The 19,124-nt window shown below is 65.1% G+C and carries 19 protein-coding genes; 8 read left to right on the top strand and 11 right to left on the bottom strand.

Annotated features, from left to right (window positions below; genetic code table 11):
* Positions 1-14: 14 nt before the first annotated feature.
* From EAV90_RS16095 to EAV90_RS16110, 4 genes are read right to left on the bottom strand one after another with little or no spacing between them, the layout of a single operon-like run.
* Complete coding sequence (locus tag EAV90_RS16095; RefSeq protein WP_129143969.1) at positions 15-1,187, bottom strand: acyl-CoA dehydrogenase family protein; 1,173 nt, start codon at positions 1,185-1,187, stop codon at positions 15-17.
* Complete coding sequence (locus EAV90_RS16100) at positions 1,181-1,978, bottom strand: ABC transporter ATP-binding protein (RefSeq protein ID WP_129143970.1); 798 nt, start codon at positions 1,976-1,978, stop codon at positions 1,181-1,183. Before EAV90_RS16100 ends, EAV90_RS16095 begins: the two co-directional genes overlap by 7 nt.
* Positions 1,972-2,994, bottom strand: a complete 1,023-nt coding sequence (locus EAV90_RS16105) for an ABC transporter permease (RefSeq protein WP_122402067.1) — start codon at positions 2,992-2,994, stop codon at positions 1,972-1,974. Before EAV90_RS16105 ends, EAV90_RS16100 begins: the two co-directional genes overlap by 7 nt.
* Positions 2,972-4,072, bottom strand: coding sequence for an ABC transporter substrate-binding protein (locus EAV90_RS16110; RefSeq protein WP_122402066.1), 1,101 nt, complete (start codon positions 4,070-4,072; stop codon positions 2,972-2,974). The genes EAV90_RS16105 and EAV90_RS16110 overlap by 23 nt, the downstream gene beginning before the upstream one ends.
* Before the next feature lie 479 nt (positions 4,073-4,551).
* On the opposite strand from EAV90_RS16110, the gene EAV90_RS16115 reads away from it, so the two are divergent.
* The gene (locus EAV90_RS16115; protein ID WP_129143971.1) at positions 4,552-5,532 is read left to right on the top strand and encodes an ABC transporter substrate-binding protein; all 981 of its coding nucleotides are present in this window, start codon (positions 4,552-4,554) and stop codon (positions 5,530-5,532) included.
* A gap of 225 nt (positions 5,533-5,757) precedes the next feature.
* On the opposite strand, the gene EAV90_RS16120 is transcribed toward EAV90_RS16115, so the two are convergent.
* A complete protein-coding gene (locus EAV90_RS16120) occupies positions 5,758-6,180 on the bottom strand; it encodes a hypothetical protein (protein ID WP_129143972.1) in 423 nt (140 codons plus the stop codon).
* Between the two features lie 334 nt (positions 6,181-6,514).
* Here EAV90_RS16120 and glgC point away from each other — a divergent pair, with 334 nt between their 5' ends.
* The 3 genes from glgC to EAV90_RS16135 are packed head-to-tail and all read left to right on the top strand — an operon-like array spanning position 6,515 to position 9,525.
* Positions 6,515-7,777 carry a glucose-1-phosphate adenylyltransferase gene (gene glgC / locus EAV90_RS16125; protein WP_122402065.1) on the top strand — a complete coding sequence of 421 codons (1,263 nt, stop codon included), beginning with the start codon at positions 6,515-6,517 and terminating at the stop codon, positions 7,775-7,777.
* Complete coding sequence (glgA, locus tag EAV90_RS16130; protein ID WP_129143973.1) at positions 7,774-9,234, top strand: glycogen synthase GlgA; 1,461 nt, start codon at positions 7,774-7,776, stop codon at positions 9,232-9,234. The genes glgC and glgA overlap by 4 nt, the downstream gene beginning before the upstream one ends.
* Positions 9,235-9,264: 30 nt before the next feature.
* Positions 9,265-9,525: a SemiSWEET transporter gene (locus EAV90_RS16135; protein WP_129143974.1), complete on the top strand. Its 261-nt coding sequence runs from the start codon at positions 9,265-9,267 to the stop codon at positions 9,523-9,525.
* 37 nt (positions 9,526-9,562) lie between these two features.
* Here EAV90_RS16135 and EAV90_RS16140 read toward each other — a convergent pair whose 3' ends face one another.
* On the bottom strand, positions 9,563-10,360 hold the full coding sequence (locus EAV90_RS16140; protein ID WP_129143975.1) for a DODA-type extradiol aromatic ring-opening family dioxygenase: 798 nt from the start codon (positions 10,358-10,360) through the stop codon (positions 9,563-9,565).
* A 155-nt stretch (positions 10,361-10,515) separates the two neighbouring features.
* Between EAV90_RS16140 and EAV90_RS16145 the strand changes: the two genes are divergently transcribed.
* The gene (locus tag EAV90_RS16145; protein WP_024339659.1) at positions 10,516-10,695 is read left to right on the top strand and encodes a hypothetical protein; all 180 of its coding nucleotides are present in this window, start codon (positions 10,516-10,518) and stop codon (positions 10,693-10,695) included.
* A gap of 7 nt (positions 10,696-10,702) precedes the next feature.
* Here the strand turns inward: EAV90_RS16145 and EAV90_RS16150 are convergent, their stop codons facing one another.
* Entirely contained in the window at positions 10,703-12,172 is a 1,470-nt protein-coding gene (locus tag EAV90_RS16150) for a carboxylesterase/lipase family protein (protein ID WP_129143976.1), read from the bottom strand.
* 72 nt (positions 12,173-12,244) lie between these two features.
* Positions 12,245-12,493, bottom strand: a complete 249-nt coding sequence (locus EAV90_RS16155) for a hypothetical protein (RefSeq protein ID WP_122402061.1) — start codon at positions 12,491-12,493, stop codon at positions 12,245-12,247.
* Positions 12,494-12,682: 189 nt separating this feature from the next.
* Between EAV90_RS16155 and EAV90_RS16160 the strand changes: the two genes are divergently transcribed.
* The 3 genes from EAV90_RS16160 (at position 12,683) to EAV90_RS16170 (ending at position 16,157) form a co-directional block, all read left to right on the top strand.
* A complete protein-coding gene (locus EAV90_RS16160) occupies positions 12,683-15,367 on the top strand; it encodes a flavin-containing monooxygenase (protein WP_129143977.1) in 2,685 nt (894 codons plus the stop codon).
* Positions 15,368-15,500: 133 nt separating this feature from the next.
* Positions 15,501-15,770 (top strand): hypothetical protein, encoded by a 270-nt coding sequence (locus EAV90_RS16165; protein ID WP_122406515.1) that lies wholly within the window; start codon positions 15,501-15,503, stop codon positions 15,768-15,770.
* Positions 15,771-15,854: 84 nt separating this feature from the next.
* Positions 15,855-16,157 carry a hypothetical protein gene (locus tag EAV90_RS16170; RefSeq protein ID WP_122402059.1) on the top strand — a complete coding sequence of 101 codons (303 nt, stop codon included), beginning with the start codon at positions 15,855-15,857 and terminating at the stop codon, positions 16,155-16,157.
* Positions 16,158-16,327: 170 nt separating this feature from the next.
* On the opposite strand, the gene EAV90_RS39535 is transcribed toward EAV90_RS16170, so the two are convergent.
* The 3 genes from EAV90_RS39535 to EAV90_RS16180 form a co-directional block, all read right to left on the bottom strand.
* Positions 16,328-16,483: a hypothetical protein gene (locus EAV90_RS39535; RefSeq protein WP_164934324.1), complete on the bottom strand. Its 156-nt coding sequence runs from the start codon at positions 16,481-16,483 to the stop codon at positions 16,328-16,330.
* 102 nt (positions 16,484-16,585) lie between these two features.
* Positions 16,586-17,104 (bottom strand): septal ring lytic transglycosylase RlpA family protein, encoded by a 519-nt coding sequence (locus tag EAV90_RS16175; protein WP_129143978.1) that lies wholly within the window; start codon positions 17,102-17,104, stop codon positions 16,586-16,588.
* Positions 17,105-17,391: 287 nt separating this feature from the next.
* Complete coding sequence (locus EAV90_RS16180) at positions 17,392-19,044, bottom strand: NAD-dependent malic enzyme (RefSeq protein ID WP_129143979.1); 1,653 nt, start codon at positions 19,042-19,044, stop codon at positions 17,392-17,394.
* Between the last annotated feature and the right edge of the window lie 80 nt (positions 19,045-19,124).

The raw sequence follows: 19,124 nt of genomic DNA on the forward strand, positions 1-19,124 counted from the left end.
CCCTGTTGCTTTTCCTAAAGGCCCAGTGCGGTGCGGCCGAGGCCGATGCGGGTGGAATCGTCCTGCGGCGTGTGGACGCGCCCGCACAGCACGTCGCGATAGTGCCGCTCCAGCGGATGGCTACGGGACAGGCCGTGATTGCCGGTCAGTGACAGCGCGTCCTCGACCACGGCGACGGCATTGTTGGTCACGGTCAGCTTGATCGCGTTGGATTCGCCGGGCGACAGTTGGACCCCATCATCGAAGTCGCGGGCGAACGTCTCGATCAGCCGCGCATTGACCGCGAGCCGCGCCTCGATGGCGCCGAGGATCTCCTGCGCGCGGGCCAAGGTCGCGAGCGGCGCGCCGAGGCTGGCGGGCACGCGCTGTTTCAGAAAGGAGATCAGCCAGTCGCGCGCCGCGCGGGCAACGCCGTCATAGATCGCGGCGACGAAAACGGTGTGGATGGTCGCCTGTGTGGCGTCGGGCGCACGCCAGTCCGCCGGCTTGCGCAGGTCGACTTCGGCATCCAGCGGGATCACGACGTCTTCGAAGATGACATCGTGGCTGCCGCTGGCGCGCAGGCCATGATGGTCCCAGGTCTCGACGATGCGGGTGCCCGGCAGGCCTGCCGGCACCAGGAACTGGCCGACGCGCGGCTCGGCCTCGTCGGTCCGCGCCCAGACCAGGTACCATTTCAGGATCGGCGAGCCGGTCGAATAGATCTTGTGGCCGGAGAGGCGCCAGCCGGTTTCGGTGCGGCGCGCGATCGTCGCCGGCAGGCCGCCGCGCGCCGGCGAGCCGAGCTCGGGCTCGACGCGCAGCGCGTTGACGAGCGCAAGACCTTCGACGCTCTCGCGCGCGAGCTTGCGCGACAGCCGCGCCGGCCAGGTCTGGCTGCGCGCCATGACGAGATGATTGATGTAGTGCATCGACAGCACCAGCGCGGTCGACGGATCCGCCTTGCCGAAGATGCCGATGACGCGCGCGGCGTACCGCGCGCCCGCTCCGCCGCCGCCATGGGCCGACGGCACCGTCAGCGACAACAGGCCCGCCTCGAACAGTTCACGGAAATTCTCGAACGGAAAGCTGCCGGTGCGGTCGTGCTCGGCCGCACGCGCCGCAAAGCCGGCCACAAGCGTCTCGGCACGGGCGATGTAGTCGGATTCGCTGTGGGCCGTACGACCCTTGGCTATGGAGGTTACCATGTGGCGTCGAGCCCCAACAGGCCAAGGATCTGACGACGCAGGTCAGCCAGATACGGATCTCCACGATGGCGCGGATACGGACGATCGACGCGGATGTCGGCCTTCACGTGCGCCGGCCGCTCGCTGAAGACGATCACCCGGTTGGCGAGCACCAGCGCCTCCTCGGCATCATGCGTCACCAGCAGCGTGGTAAACGCCTTGCGCTGCCAGAGCGAGACCAGCTCGGCCTGCATGGTGATGCGAGTCAGCGAGTCGAGTTTACCCAACGGCTCGTCGAGGATCAGGATCTTGGGATCGTTGACCAGCGCCCGCGCCAGCGCGACGCGCTGCGCCATGCCGCCGGAGAGCTGGTGCGGATAGGCATTGCGGAACGACGAGAGCCCGACGAGATCGAGCGCGTCGTCCACGCGCTGCCGCTGGCTCTTGAGAATGCCCTGGGCCTCGAGGCCCAGGGCGACGTTGTCCCAGACCGACCGCCAGGGAAAAAGGGTCGGATCCTGGAACACGACCACGCGCGAAGGATGCGGATGTTTGATGCGCTCCTCGTCCTCCCGCAGCCTTCCTGCCTTGGGCTTGTCGAGGCCGGCAACGAGCCGCAGCAAGGTCGACTTGCCGCAGCCGGACGGACCGAGCAGCGCGACGAACTCGCCGGGCTCGACCGAGATGCTGACGTCGCTCAGCACCGGCAGCTCGATGCCGTCGATGTCGAAGGCGTGGCTGACCTGCTCGATGTCGAGCGCAGCGCCGGCGGCCGGATGCGTCACGGCTTCGGCAAGAGCGGTGGCTACCATTTGACGGTCCCCTTCTGCCAGACCAAGAGGCGATCGCGGATCGAAAACAGCAGCGTGATTGCGCCGGAGCAGAGCAAGGACATCACGATCAGCGCCGCATACATGTTGGCGTAGGCAGCCCAGCCCTGTGCCCATTGCAGGTACCAACCGAGCCCCGCCTTGACGCCGATCATTTCGGCGACGACGAGCACGGCGAATGACGAGCCTAGTCCCATGAACAGGCCGACGAAGACGTGCGGCAGCGCCGCGGGGATCGCGACCTTCAGCACCAGGAAGGATGGCTTGGCGCCCAGCGTGCGCGCGACGTCGTAATAGGCGTTGCTGACGCTCGCGACGCCCGACCAGGTCAGCACGGTCACCGGAAAGCCCGTCGCCAGCGCGATCAGGAAGGTCGAAGCGCTCCAGCTCGACGGGAACGTGAAGAAGGCAATCGGCAGCCAGGCGGTCGCCGGCAGCGGACCGATGAAGCGCAGCACCGGATGCACCCAATAGCCGACCGCGCGCGACCAGCCGATCGACACGCCAGTCAAGAAGCCGACCGTGGCGCCGATCAGATAACCGCCGAGCTGGAGCTTGACCGACGCGAACACGCTGTCGAGCAGCTTCGGCAGATCGTCGGTGTAGACCTCGATGATCGCCTGCGGCGGCGGAAAGAACGGCAGCGGCAGCCACGCGAGCTTTGCGGTCGCGACTTCCCACAGCGTCAGGAAAGCACCGAGGGCGACGAGCCATGGCGCCCGCTTGCGCAAAGCCTTTCCGGCGGAGCCGAGATAATCAGCGCCGACGGTTCCGAACAGCGCCACGGCCGCGATGACGAAGGCGGCGATGCCGAGCGAGTGCGTACGTGACCAGTCGCCGACATCTTCCCACCACAGGCAGGACAGGCCGAACGCGCTCCAGGTGATGCTGGCGAGAACGCCGACGCCGGACTCCCGGATCCAGGTCGCCAGCAGCGGCGCGCGCGAGGTGCGCGGCGCGCCGGAGGCAAGACCGTCAGACAGCGAATACGTCGACATAGATGCGCTCCGCGAATTTGGCGGTGTCGGTGCTCGGCTTGAACACCTGCACGCTCTTGAGATCGTCGGCATAGGCCTTGAGCTCGCGCTTGAGCACGTCGCCGACGGGATGATGGTGATGGGTGTGGTAGCGCACCATGCCCTCGATGTCGGCGAGCGTCGCCGCCTTTGGCGCATAAGGCTGGAACGATTTTGCCGCGAGTGCCGCATTCTGCGAGCTGAACATCGCGGCATCGAGCAACGCCTGCGTGATGGCACGCGCGACCTGCGGCTCCTCGCGCACCAGGCTGCCGCGCAGGCCAAGGATGCAGCAGCTCTTCTCGCGGTATTCGCCATCGAGATTGGACGCGACTTCCTTGTACTGGGTGTCCTTGAGCCAGAGATAGGCGAGCGGGTCGGAGGACAGGAACGCCTGCACCTCGCCCTTCTCCACGGCGACGTTGAGCAGATTGCCGGGATAGGCGCGCCAGTCGACGTCCTTGACCGGATCGATGCCGAGCTTGGCGAGCTGGATCGAGAAGAAGTTCTTGTCAGGACCGGCGAGATCGCCGACTGCGACGATCTTGCCCTTGAGATCGGCAAGCTTGCTGACCCCGGAGTCGGCGCGCGACAGCACGCGCATGCAGCCGCCATGGGTGCCGGCAGCGATCTTGACGTCAAAACCCTGCTCCAGCGGCTTCAGCCAGCGCAGCGCCATGCCGAGGCCGGCATCGCTCTTGCCCGTCGCGATCGCCTCGAGCAACTGGTCGGTCGAGCCGGAATAATTGACGAGCTCAACGTCGAGATTGTGCTTCTGGAAAAAGCCGTGCTCGATGGCAACGGGCACCGGCGCGAGGCACACTGCTCCCGCGTTCCACGATAGTTTCAGCTTGCGCGGCGCGCCGGCGAGAGCGGGCACATCAGAAGCCGTGCGGCATAGCGGAAACTCCGAGAAATCGACGCCGGGCGCGATGGCGCGCGGCGCAAAAGCCTGTGCACCCAGCGCACCGAGCGGCGCCGCGAAGGCGGCGGCAAGCCCTGCCCGAAGCAGATGGCGCCGGTCGAGAGTCGATCCGCTGCGCTTGTTGTCGTTGTTCATCGGCCCCTGGCTCCTGCGCTGGCACGGCTCCGCCGCTTGCGCAACGGTTCGCGTTGCGCATGTTCCGTGCGGAGCTGCGTTGAGAGAAAGTTTTCCCGCCGGCGCTTTTTGCGCCGCGTTGATGCGATGCGCAAATCATGCGGCGCGGCCGCCACATCGTCAATGAAATGGAATTTCGAATGTGACGCGAAGCGAAGTCATTCTCTCCATCGGCGCGTGCGGGAACGATGAAAGGATTTTCGCTGCCGCATCGTCATGCAAAGCGCACCGCGATTCCCTCGCTTTGCTTCATCCGTACGCATCTTTCCGCTGCGCAAGTCGCGCGTTCTCGAAAGCCTCGCTTCGTTGAAACGTCCTTGCCGATCGCGCATGCAATACGGTTGGCCATTTCATTGACTGCGTATCGCGCGCTCATAGACTTGATCGTCTCGCTGCATCGTCCGCTCACGCCTCGTGAGCGACGCAACAAGACGGATCCAATGAGCATCAACGCCCACGACCATTCCATCACCCGCCGGCTCGCGGCCTCGCTGCTGGCCGCCGCCATCACATTGTCGACCGCTGCCGCATCGCTCGCGGCCGACACCGTCGTCCTGCGCGTCGGCGACCAGAAAGGCGGCAACCGCTCACTGCTGGAGATCTCCGGCTATGCGAAGGACCTGCCCTACAGGATCGAGTGGTCGGAATTTCCCGCGGCGGCGCCGATCCTCGAAGCGCTCAATGCCGGCGCGCTCGACGTCGGCTACACCGGCGACCTATCCTTCCTCTCGGTCTATGCGACGGGCGCGCCGATCAAGGCGATCGGCGGCACGCGATCGGACGCGAGGACGCAGGCCATCCTGGTGCGTCAGGATTCACAGATCAAATCGGCTGCAGACCTCAAGGGCAAACGGCTCGCCGGCACGCGCGGCGGCTGGGGCCAGTTCCTGATCGACGCCACGCTGGAGAAGACAGGGATCAAGCTGGAGGACGCGACCTTCGCGCCGCTCGGCCCGGTCGATGCCAAGATCGCCCTGCTAGCGGGCTCGGTCGACGCTTGGGCTGTGTGGGAGCCCTACGTCTCGTTCGCGACGCTGAAGGACAAGGCCCGCGTGATCGCCCACGGCGAAGGCCTGACACCGACCATCACCTTCATCGTCGCCTCCGACAGTGCCATCGCCACCAAGCGCGCGGCGGTGCAGGACCTGGTGCACCGGCTGAACAAGGCGCGACTGTGGTCGCTGGATCACCTCGGTGAATACGCGAAGAACACGGCCGAGCTGACCAAGCTGCCGGAAGACGTGTTGCTGTCGGCCTACACGGCACAGCGCACCAGCCCGATCGTGATCGACGAGAACGTGGTGAAGGAAATCCAGGCCGCCTCGGATCGCTCGACACGCTACGGCATCCTGCCGAAGAAGCTCGACGTGAGCCAAGCCGTCGACCGCAGCTTCACGGCTGCAGCCGCGGGATCGAACTAGGCGGAGGCGGCGGGATGCGCGCGCTTCGCCTCAAGCCCGGCCGACTGCATCTCGCCGCGATCGTGCTCATGCATTTTGCATGCATGAGCCTGATCGTATGGCTTTCGTTCTAAAGCGCGATGAAATGAGGCCTGATCGCGACACCAACGAAGCCGGGCTCCCTCTCCCGCTTGCGGGAGAGGTGAAGGATCCGCGGCCATCCATTCCGCTTTAGCCGCGCAGTGCTCACCAATATCTGTAGTAGCGACGGTGATAGACGCGGTACGGCCGGTAATAGCCATAGCTGTAATACGGACGATAGGGTCGATAATATCGCGGATAATAGGTCGGCCCGTAGCCATAACCGTAGTAGGCCGGGGCATAGCCGTAACCGTAGCCCGGATATCCATAGCCGTAATATGGACCGCCATAGTAGCCGTAAGGGCCGCCGGCCGCGATGGCGCTGCCAATGATCGCGCCGGCCGCGAGACCACCAAGACCCCAGCCCCATCCGCCGCCACGCCAATGCACCTGCGCGACGTCGTCGCCGGCTGCAGCCTTCATCGTCGCGACGTTGGTCGGCATCGGGGCCGCCGTGGCCTGGGCGGTTTGGCCCAGCACGACTACGCCGGCCAGCGAACAGGCAATTGCCGTCTTCCAGATCCTCATCGTCTTGCTCCCTGTCTGACCTTTCGCTTGGAAAAGGATCGCAGCGCCATGATCGGTCATCCTTGCGCCAAGTCAAAGCGTGGAATTTGCGTGCACCGCACAAGACGCACACTTCCGTTCGATTTACCCGTGCCCGGCGAGGATCGACGACTTCGCCGCCTGTGACACCCGTATGAAGGCGCCTGAGGCCCGATCACCCGGTAAAGCATTAAGCTTCCCGTGCATTCGCAACCAACAACCACCTTCACGATTTACTATTCGTGCCGTTACTATCGGTTCCATGTGCGCGGCCGGGAGGCTTTTTAGCGAGCGCCAGAGCTGTGGGGAGGATGACATGAGTGCCGCGAGACCCGAGCCGCTTGCCCGCCAAGCTCTGGCGTTCGTCCTGGCCGGAGGACGCGGCAGCCGGCTGCTGGAGCTGACCGACCGGCGTGCCAAGCCGGCGGTCTATTTCGGCGGCAAATCCCGCATCATCGATTTCGCGCTGTCGAATGCGGTGAACTCGGGCATCCGCCGTATCGCGGTCGCAACCCAATACAAGGCGCACAGCCTGATCCGGCACCTGCAGATGGGCTGGAACTTCTTCCGCCCCGAACGCAATGAGAGTTTTGACATCCTGCCCGCCAGCCAGCGCGTCTCCGAGACCATGTGGTATGTCGGCACGGCGGACGCGGTGTACCAGAACATCGACATCATCGAATCCCACGCCTGCCGCTTCATCGTGGTGCTGGCCGGCGACCACATCTATAAAATGGACTACGAGGTGATGCTGCGCCAGCACGTCGAGAGCGGCGCCGACGTCACCGTCGGCTGCCTCGAGATGCCGCGGACGGAATCCTCAGGCTTCGGCATCATGCACATCGACGAGAACGGCTGGATCCAGTCGTTCCTGGAGAAGCCGAAAGATCCGCCGCCGATGCCCGGCAAGCCGGACGTCTCGCTCGCCAGCATGGGCATCTACGTCTTCGACGCGAAATTCCTGTTCGACCAGCTCAAGCGCGACGCCGAGGACCCGAACTCCAATCACGATTTCGGCAAGGACATCATCCCCTACATCGTCAAGAACGGCCGCGCGATGGCGCACCAGTACTCGACCTCCTGCGTCCGCTCGGGGAGCGATCTCCGCGCCTATTGGCGCGACGTCGGCACCGTCGACGCCTACTGGGCCGCCAATGTCGACCTCACCGACGTCGTGCCGGAGCTCGACCTGTTCGACCGCGCCTGGCCGATCTGGTCCTATGCCGAAATCACGCCGCCGGCGAAATTCGTTCATGACGAGGAGAGCCGGCGCGGTCAGGCGGTGAGCTCGCTGGTCTCCGGCGGCTGCATCATCTCCGGCGCCTCGCTACGACGCTCGTTGCTGTTCACCGGCGTGCGCGTCAACTCCTATGCCAATGTCGAGAATGCCGTGATCATGCCTTACGTGAATGTCGGTCGCGGTGCTCGCTTGAGGAACGTCGTGATCGACCGCGGCGTCGAGATCCCGGAGGGACTCGTCGTCGGCGAGGATCCCGAGTTCGACGGAAAGCGCTTCCGCACCACCGAGCAGGGCATCTCGCTGATCACCCAGCCGATGATCGACAGGCTCAATACATGATGCCTGTTCGCGTCCTCGCGGTCGCCTCTGAAGTCTATCCCCTCGTCAAGACCGGTGGCCTTGCGGATGTCGCCGGTGCGCTGCCGGCTGCGCTGAAGACGCATGGCGTCGAGATGCGCACCTTGATGCCCGGCTATCCCGACGTGATGCGCCTTGTGTCAGGCGCAGATGAACTCCGGCGCTGGCCGGATTATTTCGGCGGCCCCGGGCGGCTGCTGGCGGGCTCCCATGACGGGCTCGATCTGTTCGTGCTCGACGTGCCGCATCTCTACGCGCGGCCGGGCAACCCCTATGTCACTGCCGAGGGCATCGACTGGCCGGACAACGGCGTGCGCTTTGCCGCGCTGTCGCGCGTGGCCGCGGATATCGGCCACGGCCTCGTGCCGGCCTTCGTGCCCGACATCGTGCACGCCCACGACTGGCAGGCGGGGCTCGCGCCGGCCTATCTTCACTACGACAATCGTCCGCGGCCCGGCACTGTGATGACCATTCACAACATGGCCTATCAGGGCAAGTTCGCTCCCGAGTTGATCGGATCAATCGGCCTGCCTTGGGACTCGTTCAACGTTCAGGCGCTGGAATATTTCGGCGGCATCAGCTTTTTGAAGGCCGGCCTGCGATTCGCCGATCGTATCACCACGGTGTCGCCGACCTACGCGAACGAGATCCAGAGCGACGAGGGCGGCATGGGGCTCGGCGGTCTGCTTCGAGAACGTTCGGGCGTGCTGAGCGGCATTCTCAATGGCATCGACATATCGGTATGGAATCCGCAGGAGGATCCGCACATCGCCTACCGCTTCGGCGCCGAGGACCTGACGTTCCGGGCGGCGAACAAGGCGGTGCTGCAGCAGCAGTTCAACCTCGATTCCTCGGACGAGGCGCCATTGCTGGGCGTCATCAGCCGGCTGTCGTGGCAGAAGGGGCTCGATCTCCTGCTCGAGGCCATTCCGACCATCCTGCGCGAAGGCATGCAGCTCGCACTGCTCGGCAGCGGCGATCGCGATCTGCAGGACGGCTACCAGGCTGTGGCCCGCGCCAATCCCGGCCGGGTCGGCGTCGTGATCGGCTATGACGAGATTCTGGCGCATCTGATTCAGGCGGGCTCGGACGCGCTGATCGTGCCTTCGCGCTTCGAGCCGTGCGGTCTGACCCAGCTCTGCGCACTGCGCTATGGCGCCGTGCCGATCGTCTCGCGCGTCGGCGGCCTCGAAGACACCATCGTCGACATCGGCGAGGCCGACACATCCGGCCGCGATGCCACGGGATTCAAGTTCGGCCCCGTGACGGCGGATGCCCTCGCCGGCACGCTGCGCAAGGCCAACACCGTCTTCCATGACAAGCTGACCTGGCGCCGGCTGCAACGCAGCGGCCTTGCGACCGACGTCTCCTGGCGCAACCGCGCCGGCGATTATGCCGCGCTCTATCGCGGGCTGATGGAAGCGCGCCTGAAGGCATGACCATCATCGAATCCATGCTATAGAACCGGCATGGAACCCCTCGTGATCAAGCTCATCGGCTTTGCCGCCGCCACCTGCACCACCGCGGCCTACGCGCCGCAGGCCATCAAGGTGTGGAAGACCCGCTCGACCGGCGACATCTCGCTCGGCATGTTCCTGGTCATGGTGCTGGGCCTGGCGCTCTGGCTGCTCTACGGCCTGCTCTCCGGCGATGCGCCGCTGGTCGCCGCCAACGCCATCACCATGCTGCTCGCCGGCGGCATCCTGGTGATGAAGCTAAGATATGGATGAGGACTGATACCCTCGTCCCTTGTGGGAGAAGGAAGAGTCACCCGCCAAACACATACGATGCCATCGCCACATTGGCGACCTCGTCGACGAAGACGCGGCGTCCGACGTCGCTGCCCGCGGCACCTGCCGCCACCATCAGCGGCAGCAGATGGTCCTCCCGCGGATGCGCCAGACGTGCGCTGGGAGCGTTCTCCCAGTCGACCAGCATCGCGTTGCGGCGCGCGGCGTCCGGGTTGCTGATCGCCTCGTTCAGATAGGCCTCGAAATCATACGAGACCGGCCTGGACTCCGGCCGGTTGAAGCCGCGCATGTTGTGATAGGTCAGCCCGCTGCCGATGATCAGAATGCCTTGGTCGCGCAAGGGCGCGATCGCCTTCCCCACCTCGACGTGCTCGGCCGCGTCATAGCTCGACTTCAGCGACAGCAGCACGATCGGCATGTCGGCGTTCGGATACATCAGGCCGAGCGGCACGAACGTGCCGTGATCGAACCCCTGATTGGGATCTTCGCGGCAGTCGAAGCCCGCGTGCCTGAGCAGCGCCTTCACTTGCGCGGCGAGCTCGGGCTTGCCCGGCGCAGGATATTTGAGGTGGTAGGTATGCTCGGGGAAACCGTAATAGTCGTAGACCATCGGCGGATGCGGCGATGTGGACACGGTGAAGGCATCGGCCTCCCAATGTCCGGTGATGACGAGCACGGCCTTCGGCTTCTCCGGGAGAAGCTGCGGCAGACGGCCGAACGCCTCGGCGGTCCTGGCATATTGCACCCGTCGGTCCTCCATGAAGGGCCAGGGGCCGCCGCCATGCGACAGGAAGAGGGTCGGAAATCGCGTCATGGGGCTCGTCTCGTTGACAACAGGCGCGTGCGAGCTGTCCGCACGATCTGCGGTGAGCATAGGCAAAGCAGCATGGTTAGCAAGTCGTTAACGATTTGCCACCCAGAATCCCGACGTGGCCGAAGCAGTCGGCCTGAAGACAAGTGAGACGTGAGATGAGGAAGTTTGCGCTGGGGGACGTCGTCAACAGTGACAAGGGCCGCCGCGGTGTCGTGCGGGCCGCCTTCAAGTCCAGGGACGGCCAGCAGTTCTATGCCGTCGAGAAGGACGGTGCGATCGATTATCTGGAGGAAGACCGGCTGAGCCCGGCGCCCCGCGTCGAGCTGGCGGCTTAGATCCAGCTCATTTCCTGCCATCACCTGCGAGCCGATCGAGACGCTCCGCGAACGGATCGTCTCCGCTCGCGATGCCATCGTTCGTGATCAGCAGCAGGCGATCGCCGCTCGCGCCGTCCCAGCGCGGCAGGTCGGGACCATTGGGATCGCCGCTCCTGGCGAAATTGATCCAGTAGGCGCGGATGCGGCTTGCGACCGCGCGATCGCGTCGCGACAAGATGCCTGCACCGGGCACGCCTTCCGCACCGAAGATGAACTGCAACTCCCGTCCGTGGCCGACTTCCGGATTCGCGCGCCGCGCCTCCGGCACATAGGCGAAACGGTAGCGAAAGGTCGGCGCGCCGCTTGCCGCGTGCAGCCGGGCCAGCAGTCGCACCGGCTCCGAGAAGACCTTGTCGGTGTAGAACCTCGCCGCGAGATCCGAGGGCCTGACGAGATCGGGATAGAGCCGGCGCAGTTCACTACTGGCAATGCCGGACGATGCAAGCTCCTCCTTGATATCGGACTCATTGTCAAAACCCGCCTCGTCTTCATTCGAGCCGATGATCAGAGCAATGCGGCTTTGATGTCCGGCCGCAAAGCCTGTGGCAAGGTCCTCGGTCACCAGACGTCCATCCATCATCGGCGCGAAGCTGCGCGGCGCTTTCCCCAGCAGATGCTTTTCGGCGGCAAGCAGGTGCCGCGGCTCGGTTGCGCGCAAATCTGTCTTCGGCCCGAGCGCGGCCACGAACTGCCGGCCCACGGCCTCCGCCTCTTGCACCGAGCGCAGGCGCGCGCGGCCGGGCAGCGATTGCAGGATGGCCTTCTGGAAGAGATCGCGCGCTTGCGCAGACAGCATCAGCAGCGCGATCGACGTCGCGCCTGCATCGCTGCCAAACAAGGTGACGTTATCAGGATCGCCGCCGAAGGCCGCGATATTGTCGCGCACCCAATGCAGCGCGGCGATCTGGTCCATCAGACCGTAATTTCCGGAGCCGTCATCCGACAGCGCGGGGTGCCTGAGCCAGCCGAGTGCGCCGAGGCGATAATTCACGGTGACCACGATGAGGCCCGCCTGCGCCAGCTTGGCGCCGTCGAACAGCGGATCCTTCGCGGTGCCCGTGACGAAGCCGCCGCCATGGACGAACACCATCACCGGCAAAGGGCCGTCGACCCCAAAGGGACGGAACACGTTCAGCGTCAGGCAATCCTCGCTCGCCTCAGGCAGCGACGGTTGTAGGCACGGCGCGCCGTAGCCGTAGGCGGTGCGCATCTCCGAACTTTCGGTCGTCGGCTGCGGCGCTTGCCAGCGCAGCGCGCCGACCGGCGGCGCCGCGTAAGCCAGTCCCTTGAACGACGCCACCTCGCCTTCCACGGCCCCGAGCATCTGCCCCTCACGCGTCAACGCGAATGGAAATTGTCCGACCGGCTGAGCCGCGGCCGACCGTGCGCAACACAGGACTGCGGAAGCCGCAACAAGTGCAAGCAAGGACCGCATCTTCGCAAGATCTCGATGAGGGGCCCGGCAGGTTATGTCCAGAGCCGTCAGCGAAGCAAGCCTCGCCCGCGCCTATCTGCCCTTGCCCTTTAGCTCCGCCAGCGCGCGGCGCGCGATGATGCCGAGCTCGCCGAGCGTGGAATGGCCGGACTGCGCCGCCTCGATCAGGCGCTCGGCGATGAACCTGCGGCTGTCGTGATCGCCGCCATGCGGCAGCTGCCGGCACGTCTCCTCGAGGACGACGTCCATGTTCGCTTTCGTGCGCTCACTCAACTCAATCATGACGCCCAGCCGGTACGCGTGGCTTGTAAGCGCAAGCATACACGCAAGGATGCGGTCTGATTACCCCGTGCTATCACGGCCATCGTGCATCGCGGTGCGTGTGGTGCCGCAACATTCGCGCGTCACGATGCCGCCGCAAACGACCACCCTAGGATTGCACTTGCTGTAATGACAAGCTGAACCTGCGGCGATAGCCTGCCGGCAAACAAAACACACGGGAGGAATGCCATGTCTGACGCGATGGTTGCCACACGTGCCTCCGACGAGCGCGGAACCGCTCAGCAGGTCGATGTCGCCGTGGTCGGCGCCGGATTTGCCGGCCTCTATCTTCTCCATCGCCTGCGCAAGGCAGGGTTCTCGGCGGTCGGCCTCGAAGAGGCCGGTGATGTCGGCGGCACCTGGTACTGGAACCGCTATCCGGGCGCGCGCTGCGATATCCAGACGATCGACTACAGCTACACCTTCGATCCGGAGCTCGAGGCTGCGTGGACATGGTCGGAGAAATACGCGACCCAACCCGAGATCCTGCGCTACCTCGGCTTCGTCGCCGACCGCTATGACCTCAGGCGCGACATTCGCTTCAAGACCAGGGTCACCGAAGCCAGATGGGACGAAGCGTCCGAGCGCTGGCTCATCACCACCGATAGTGGCGCACCGGTCTCCTGCCGTCACTACATCATGGCCACCGGTTGCCTCTCCGCGCCCAAGCCGCCGGAGATCGACGGCGTCAAGGACTTCAAGGGCGAGGTCTATTTCACCGGACGTTGGCCGCATGACGGCGTCAATCTCGCGGGAAAGCGCGTCGCCGTGATTGGGACGGGCTCGTCCGCGATCCAGTCGATCCCGCTGATCGCCGAGCAGGCCGCACATCTGACCGTGTTCCAGCGCACGCCGAATTTCGCGCTGCCCGCGCATAACGGCCCGCCGCCGTCGGACCGTATGAGCCTCCTGCAAAGCGACCGCGCCACCTATCGCGCACAGGCGCGCCAGTCGATGGCCGGGGTGCCCTATCCGCAACAGACCGTCGTGAGCTGGCAATTGAGCGATGCCGAGCGTCGCGAGCGGTTCGAACGCGCCTGGGCCGCCGGCGATCTCGTCCACATCCTGACGCAGCTCTGGGCCGACCAGGCCGTGGACGTCGACGGCAACAAGATCGTCCAGGACCTGATCCGCGAGAAGATCCGCGCCGCCGTCAAGGATCCCGAGACCGCCGCGGCACTCACGCCGCATGATCATCCCTTCGGCGCCAAGCGTCCCTGCCTCGACACCAATTACTACGCCACCTACAACCGGCCGAACGTCACGCTGGTCAATCTGCGCCAGGAGCCGATCAAGGCGATCACCGCGAGCGGCATCTCCACCAACGGCCGCAGCTTCGACCTCGACGTCATCGTGTTCGCGACCGGCTTCGATGCCATGACCGGCGCGATCCGCGCCGTGCATCCGATCACCGGGCGCGGCGGCAAGTCGCTCTCCGACGTCTGGGCGCAGGGGCCGCAGACCTATCTCGGCCTCACGGTTGCCGGCTTCCCGAACTTCTTCATGATCACCGGCCCCGGCAGCCCGTCGGTGCTGTCGAACATGGCGGTGTCGATCGAGCAGCATGTCGACTGGGTGGTCGATCGGCTTGCCGCGTTACGCGACGCCGGCTTCACCACGATCGAGCCGACCGAGACGGCGCAGGCCGGCTGGGGCCGGCACATGGCCGACTGCTCGATGCTGACGCTGCACCGGCTCGCCAACACCTGGTACACGGGCGCCAACGTGCCCGGCAAGGTGCAGGGGCTGATGCCCTATACCGGCGGCGTCGGCCCCTATCGCAGCATCTGCGACGAGGTCGTCAGTCGCGGCATGCTCGGCTTCAGGCTCACCGGCCGTGATGGCGCCGCGCAATGCAACGATGGGGAGGTGGTGCGCCTGCAGCCCGACGTGCGGCTGGTGCTGAACCTGCTCGCAACCCTCAACCTGCCGCCGATCGAGTCGATGGGCGCAGAAGGCGCGCGCGCCTTCGTGAACGAGTTCAACAAGGGCCGTCCCGCCGGACGACCCATCGGCGAGATCGTCGACGGCACCCTGCCCGGTGCCGACGGTCCGCTGCCGTACCGTGTCTACAAGCCCGCAACGGCAGGACCGCATCCGGTCGTGGTCTATTTCCACGGCGGCGGCTGGGTGCTCGGCGACGAGCAGTCGGACGAGCCGCTCTGCCGCGACATGGTACGCAGGACCGGCATGATGTTCGTCAGCGTCGGCTATCGCCACGCGCCGGAGCATCGTTTCCCGACGGCTGCCGAAGACGGGTATGCGGCAACCCGCTGGATCGCCGAGCACGCTGCCGAGCTCGGCGGCAGACCGGGCCCGGTGCTGGTGGCAGGCTGGAGCGCCGGCGGCAACATCGCTGCCGTCACCTGCCAGCTGGCGCGCGATCGCGGCGGCCCCGACATCGCCGGCCAGCTTCTGGTCTGCCCCGTCACCGACTGCAGCTTCGATCGCCCGTCGTACAACGACAACGCGACCGGCTACTTCCTGACGCGCTCGCTGATGTACTGGTTCTGGGACCTCTACTGCTCGCCGGCGGACCGCACCGACCCGCGGGTCTCGCCATTACGCGGCAAGGTCGAAAACTTGCCACCGGCCTTCGTCGTCACCTGCGAGTTCGATCCGTTGCGGGACGAGGGCGTCGCCTATGCCGAGGCGATGGCCGCAGCCGGCGTCCCGGTCGAGCAGCTGAGGGCGCGCGGCCATTTCCACTCGTCCTTCACCATGGTCGACGTGGTGATCACGGGCGTGTCGGGCCGGGTGCAGATGGCCGGGGCCTTGCGCCGCTTCGCCGGGCTGCCGCCGGAGATCAGCCGCGGCGAGAGCAACCAGGAGCACGACAGCCCGGGACGCAGGATCGCGGCCGCCGCAAGCTGAGGAGCGCCGGGCGGCCGGGAACCTTTTCCTGGCTGTCGCGTTGGGTGGTCGTGGCTTTGAGATGCAGCGATAGGTGTGTAGGCCCCAGCACGTGGATGTGTGTGCTGGGGCCGTCCTTTGCGTGAGGCAGGCGATGGGGGACGTCCGGGATTCAAAGGTCGATTTCGGCGCGCTCGCGGTGCTGCATAAATGGCCATCGCTTGCAAACCAGCGAAGGCCGGACCGGGAGCCTTACCAGGTCCTCGAAGGCACGCTCGACGATTGCATTTCGGCGTTCATGCAGAAACCGGTGACGACCAGGCATCTCTACGAGATACGCACGGGGGCGCAGCCGCCGCTGGTCACCGAGATACTCTCACCCGAACACGTGATCGAGCTGTCGCGCTTGAGAGAATTTCTCTGACGGCCTTCACAAGCACGCGAGCAGGAACCTTCTTCCGGTTTTTCCCGTTGTCAGAGATCGGAAGCAAAGACGTGAGCACCTCACATGCTTGAAGCTGGCGTATCTTCCGTCGTGCCCTACGGCGCAGACCAGACCCTCTTCGTGGTGATCGACCGCCGCGACGAGGCGACCGAAATCCCTATCGAGCGTAGCGATCTTGAAGCCACCATCGGTGAACTCGTTGCCGGCTGCTTCAACGATCCCGTCAAGGTGATCTCGTTCAACACGCTCGAGCATTGGATGAAGGACATCTCGACCGATGTCGTCGGCGAGATAAAGGCGCGCTGCGACATGTACGGCATAGAGCTACCCGATTACCTCAGCGACTTCGTCGAGAGCCACAGCTGAGCGGGCATTGTCTCAATTGCGCAGACAGGGAAGCAAACCCGGATGGGCTTGCCGCATGGTTCGTCAGAGCTAAAGCATGATCCGGAAAAGTGCGAAGCGGTTTTCCGGAAAGATCATGCGTAAACAACAAGCTAAAGCGCGATGACGATTCATCCAAATCTCATCGCGCTTTAGGCGCGGCGATGCTTGCCGGCGATGACCTCGATCTCGCGACGGCGTTCGCCGGCAAAGGTCAGGAGCTTCTCGATCGTCAGCGTATCCGTGATCCGTTTGGCGAGCCGCTCGGCGCGCGCGGCCTGATCTTCGAGATACTGGATCGTGTTCAAGCGCCGCCTCCCCCCAAAGCCCGGAATTGTGGGCAGCCATGATGCTTGAAAAGCCGCTAACAGCCGGTTAAGCGCACCCCATCGGTCTCGACGAGGCGCGCTTTATTGCACGACCTCGAGCCTGACATTGGTGATGCCCTTGTCGACCATGCCGAGCGCCTCCGCCGCGGAAGGCGAGATGTCGACCACGCGCCCGCGAACGAAGGGCCCACGATCGTTGACCCTGACGGTTACGACGCGGCCGGAGGAGGTATCGGTGACGCGCAGCTTGGTGCCGAACGGCAGCGTGGGATGCGCCGCGGTCAACTCGTTCTTGTCGAACTTCTCGCCGCTCGCGGTCTCCGTATCCGAATAGAAGCTGGCGACGCCGTGCGAAGCCGTCTGCTTCGCGTCGCCGCCGACAGCGCGCGCCCGGCTGGTCGGACGCGGATGCAGCGCCGCCAGCCTATGCGGGCGCTCCACCACGGCCTGCCGGCCGGGAGCAGCCAGATCGGCCTTCTGGCGACCGACCGGCGACTGCGCGCAAGCGGCGAGCGAGGCGGCGCCGGCGACGGCAAGCAGCAGCCGGCATGGGGTTGCGAGGGAAATCCGGGCAGTTTCGGCACGTGCAATGCGAGACATGGTACGCCCCTCCGAACAGCCCGGATTTTCGGTGGGCAATGAGGGCAGAACCTTGTCGGAACAAAAGCGGCCCTGGGGCCGCGTCCGTTTCGCGCCAGCTGTGACGATTCCACCACAGTGACCTGTTCTGAATCGGGACAGACGGCCCCTAAGGCGCAATGAAATGAGGCTCGATCGCGCAACGACGGAGGTGCGGCCCCTCTCCCACTTCCCAGGCGGGAGAGGTGAACGAGCCAGCGCCTGACCGGATTTTGGTTCTGGCGTCGATCAACCGTCGGCTCGGTGGCTCAGTAATGCGGCTCGTACATCTGGGATTGGACCAGGGCCTTCACGTCGTTGGGTGCAGGTCCGTCGGCGAGCCCACGTTGGTAGGCAACGTCCGCAACGGCCGCCGCGATGCGGACCGAGACCTCGCGGATGCGCGGCAGTGCCGGATAGAGACTGCCTTGTGCGAGATCCTCCTTGCCGACGCAGTCGGCGAGCGTGTGGGCCGCCGCCATGAACATCTCGTCGGTCACCAGCTTCGATCCGCTGGCGATGACGCCGAGCCCGACGCCGGGGAAGATGTAGGAGTTGTTGCCCTGGCGCGGCACGAAGCTGCGGCCGTTGAGCGTCACTGGATCATACGGACTGCCGCAGGCGAACAGCGCGCGGCCCTCGGTGTAGCGATAGGCGTCCTCCGCCGAGCATTCCGCCTTCGAGGTCGGGTTGGAGAGCGCGAATACGATCGGCTTCTCGTTGAGCTCGGCCATGGTCTTGAGCACTTCGGGCGTGAAGGCGCCGCCGACCGCGGCGACGCCGATGATCGCCGTGGGCTTCAGCGTCTTGATCGCGGTGAGGAAATCGGCGATCGGCGCCTGGCCGGTGTGGGCATAGCGGAGCTTGTGGCCAGAGAGGCCTTCGCGACCGCTGACGACGAGACCGCGGGAATCCACCAGCCAGTTGCGCCGGAGCGCATCCGCCTCGGAAGCGCCCTCCGCCATCATGGCGGAGACCACGAGATCGGCGATGCCGGTCGCCGCCTCGCCCGCGCCGAGGAACAGGATGCGCTGATCCCTGAGCTTGCCGCCGGAGACGCGCAGGGCCGAGAACAGGCCGGCGAGCGCCACGGCCGCCGTGCCCTGGATGTCGTCGTTGAAGACGCAGGCTTCATCCCGGTACTTGTGCAGCAGCTTGAACGCCGAATGGTTGGCGAAATCCTCGAACTGGATCAGCACGCCCGGGAACGTTTTTCGCGCGGCCTGCATGAACTCGTCGACGAAGCTGTCATAGGCCTCCCCCGTCAGCCGCCGCTCGCGCAGGCCGATATAATAGGGATCGTTCAAGAGCTCTTCGTTGTTGGTGCCGACATCGAGCACGATCGGCAGGCACAGTTCCGGATGCACGCCGGCGCAGGCCGAATAGAGCGACAGTTTTCCGACCGGAATGCCCATGCCGTTGGCGCCGAGATCGCCGAGACCAAGAATGCGCTCGCCGTCGGTGACGACGATCAGCTTGGCAGGGTAAGGCCAGTTCTTCAGAATCTCCGCGATCTGGCCGCAATCGCGCGAGGAGATGAACATGCCGCGCGGCCGCTGGAAGATCAGGCCGTATTTCTGGCAGGCGAGCCCGACGGTCGGCGTGTAGATGATCGGCTGGATCTCGTCGATATTGTCGACGACGACGCGGAAGAACAGCGCCTCGTTGCGGTCATGCAGCGCGTTCAGCGCGACGTATTTTTCGAGGTCCGTCGGTAGCGTGCGCAGATTGGTGAGCACGCGCTGCGCCTGTGTCTCCATCGTCAGCACGCATGGCGGCAAGAGACCTCGCAGGCCCAGTGCCTCGCGCTCCGCTTCAGTGAAAGCAGTGCCCTTGTTGAGCAAGGGATCGCGCAGCAGCGTCATGCCTTGCTGCGAATTGGACGACGTCGATTGGGCAACGACCCGGGCAGGTCTATTCACGAATTCCCCCAAGGAGCTTCACATTGAACCGCACACATTGTCGGCCAGCGCGCCATCCAGATCAAGGACGGAGAGACTCG

It is taken from the genome of Bradyrhizobium vignae (genome assembly GCF_004114425.1).
Lineage (GTDB): Bacteria > Pseudomonadota > Alphaproteobacteria > Rhizobiales > Xanthobacteraceae > Bradyrhizobium > Bradyrhizobium vignae.

Bases quoted from the DNA above. Each gene is read 5' to 3' on its own strand.
- EAV90_RS16095 (WP_129143969.1), bottom strand. From the start codon at position 1,187: ATGGTAACCTCCATAGCCAAGGGTCGTACGGCCCACAGCGAATCCGAC.
- EAV90_RS16100 (WP_129143970.1), bottom strand. From the start codon at position 1,978: ATGGTAGCCACCGCTCTTGCCGAAGCCGTGACGCATCCGGCCGCCGGC.
- EAV90_RS16105 (WP_122402067.1), bottom strand. From the start codon at position 2,994: ATGTCGACGTATTCGCTGTCTGACGGTCTTGCCTCCGGCGCGCCGCGC.
- EAV90_RS16110 (WP_122402066.1), bottom strand. From the start codon at position 4,072: ATGAACAACGACAACAAGCGCAGCGGATCGACTCTCGACCGGCGCCAT.
- EAV90_RS16115 (WP_129143971.1), top strand. From the start codon at position 4,552: ATGAGCATCAACGCCCACGACCATTCCATCACCCGCCGGCTCGCGGCC.
- EAV90_RS16120 (WP_129143972.1), bottom strand. From the start codon at position 6,180: ATGAGGATCTGGAAGACGGCAATTGCCTGTTCGCTGGCCGGCGTAGTC.
- glgC (WP_122402065.1), top strand. From the start codon at position 6,515: ATGAGTGCCGCGAGACCCGAGCCGCTTGCCCGCCAAGCTCTGGCGTTC.
- glgA (WP_129143973.1), top strand. From the start codon at position 7,774: ATGATGCCTGTTCGCGTCCTCGCGGTCGCCTCTGAAGTCTATCCCCTC.
- EAV90_RS16135 (WP_129143974.1), top strand. From the start codon at position 9,265: ATGGAACCCCTCGTGATCAAGCTCATCGGCTTTGCCGCCGCCACCTGC.
- EAV90_RS16140 (WP_129143975.1), bottom strand. From the start codon at position 10,360: ATGACGCGATTTCCGACCCTCTTCCTGTCGCATGGCGGCGGCCCCTGG.
- EAV90_RS16145 (WP_024339659.1), top strand. From the start codon at position 10,516: ATGAGGAAGTTTGCGCTGGGGGACGTCGTCAACAGTGACAAGGGCCGC.
- EAV90_RS16150 (WP_129143976.1), bottom strand. From the start codon at position 12,172: ATGCGGTCCTTGCTTGCACTTGTTGCGGCTTCCGCAGTCCTGTGTTGC.
- EAV90_RS16155 (WP_122402061.1), bottom strand. From the start codon at position 12,493: ATGCTTGCGCTTACAAGCCACGCGTACCGGCTGGGCGTCATGATTGAG.
- EAV90_RS16160 (WP_129143977.1), top strand. From the start codon at position 12,683: ATGTCTGACGCGATGGTTGCCACACGTGCCTCCGACGAGCGCGGAACC.
- EAV90_RS16165 (WP_122406515.1), top strand. From the start codon at position 15,501: ATGGGGGACGTCCGGGATTCAAAGGTCGATTTCGGCGCGCTCGCGGTG.
- EAV90_RS16170 (WP_122402059.1), top strand. From the start codon at position 15,855: ATGCTTGAAGCTGGCGTATCTTCCGTCGTGCCCTACGGCGCAGACCAG.
- EAV90_RS16175 (WP_129143978.1), bottom strand. From the start codon at position 17,104: ATGTCTCGCATTGCACGTGCCGAAACTGCCCGGATTTCCCTCGCAACC.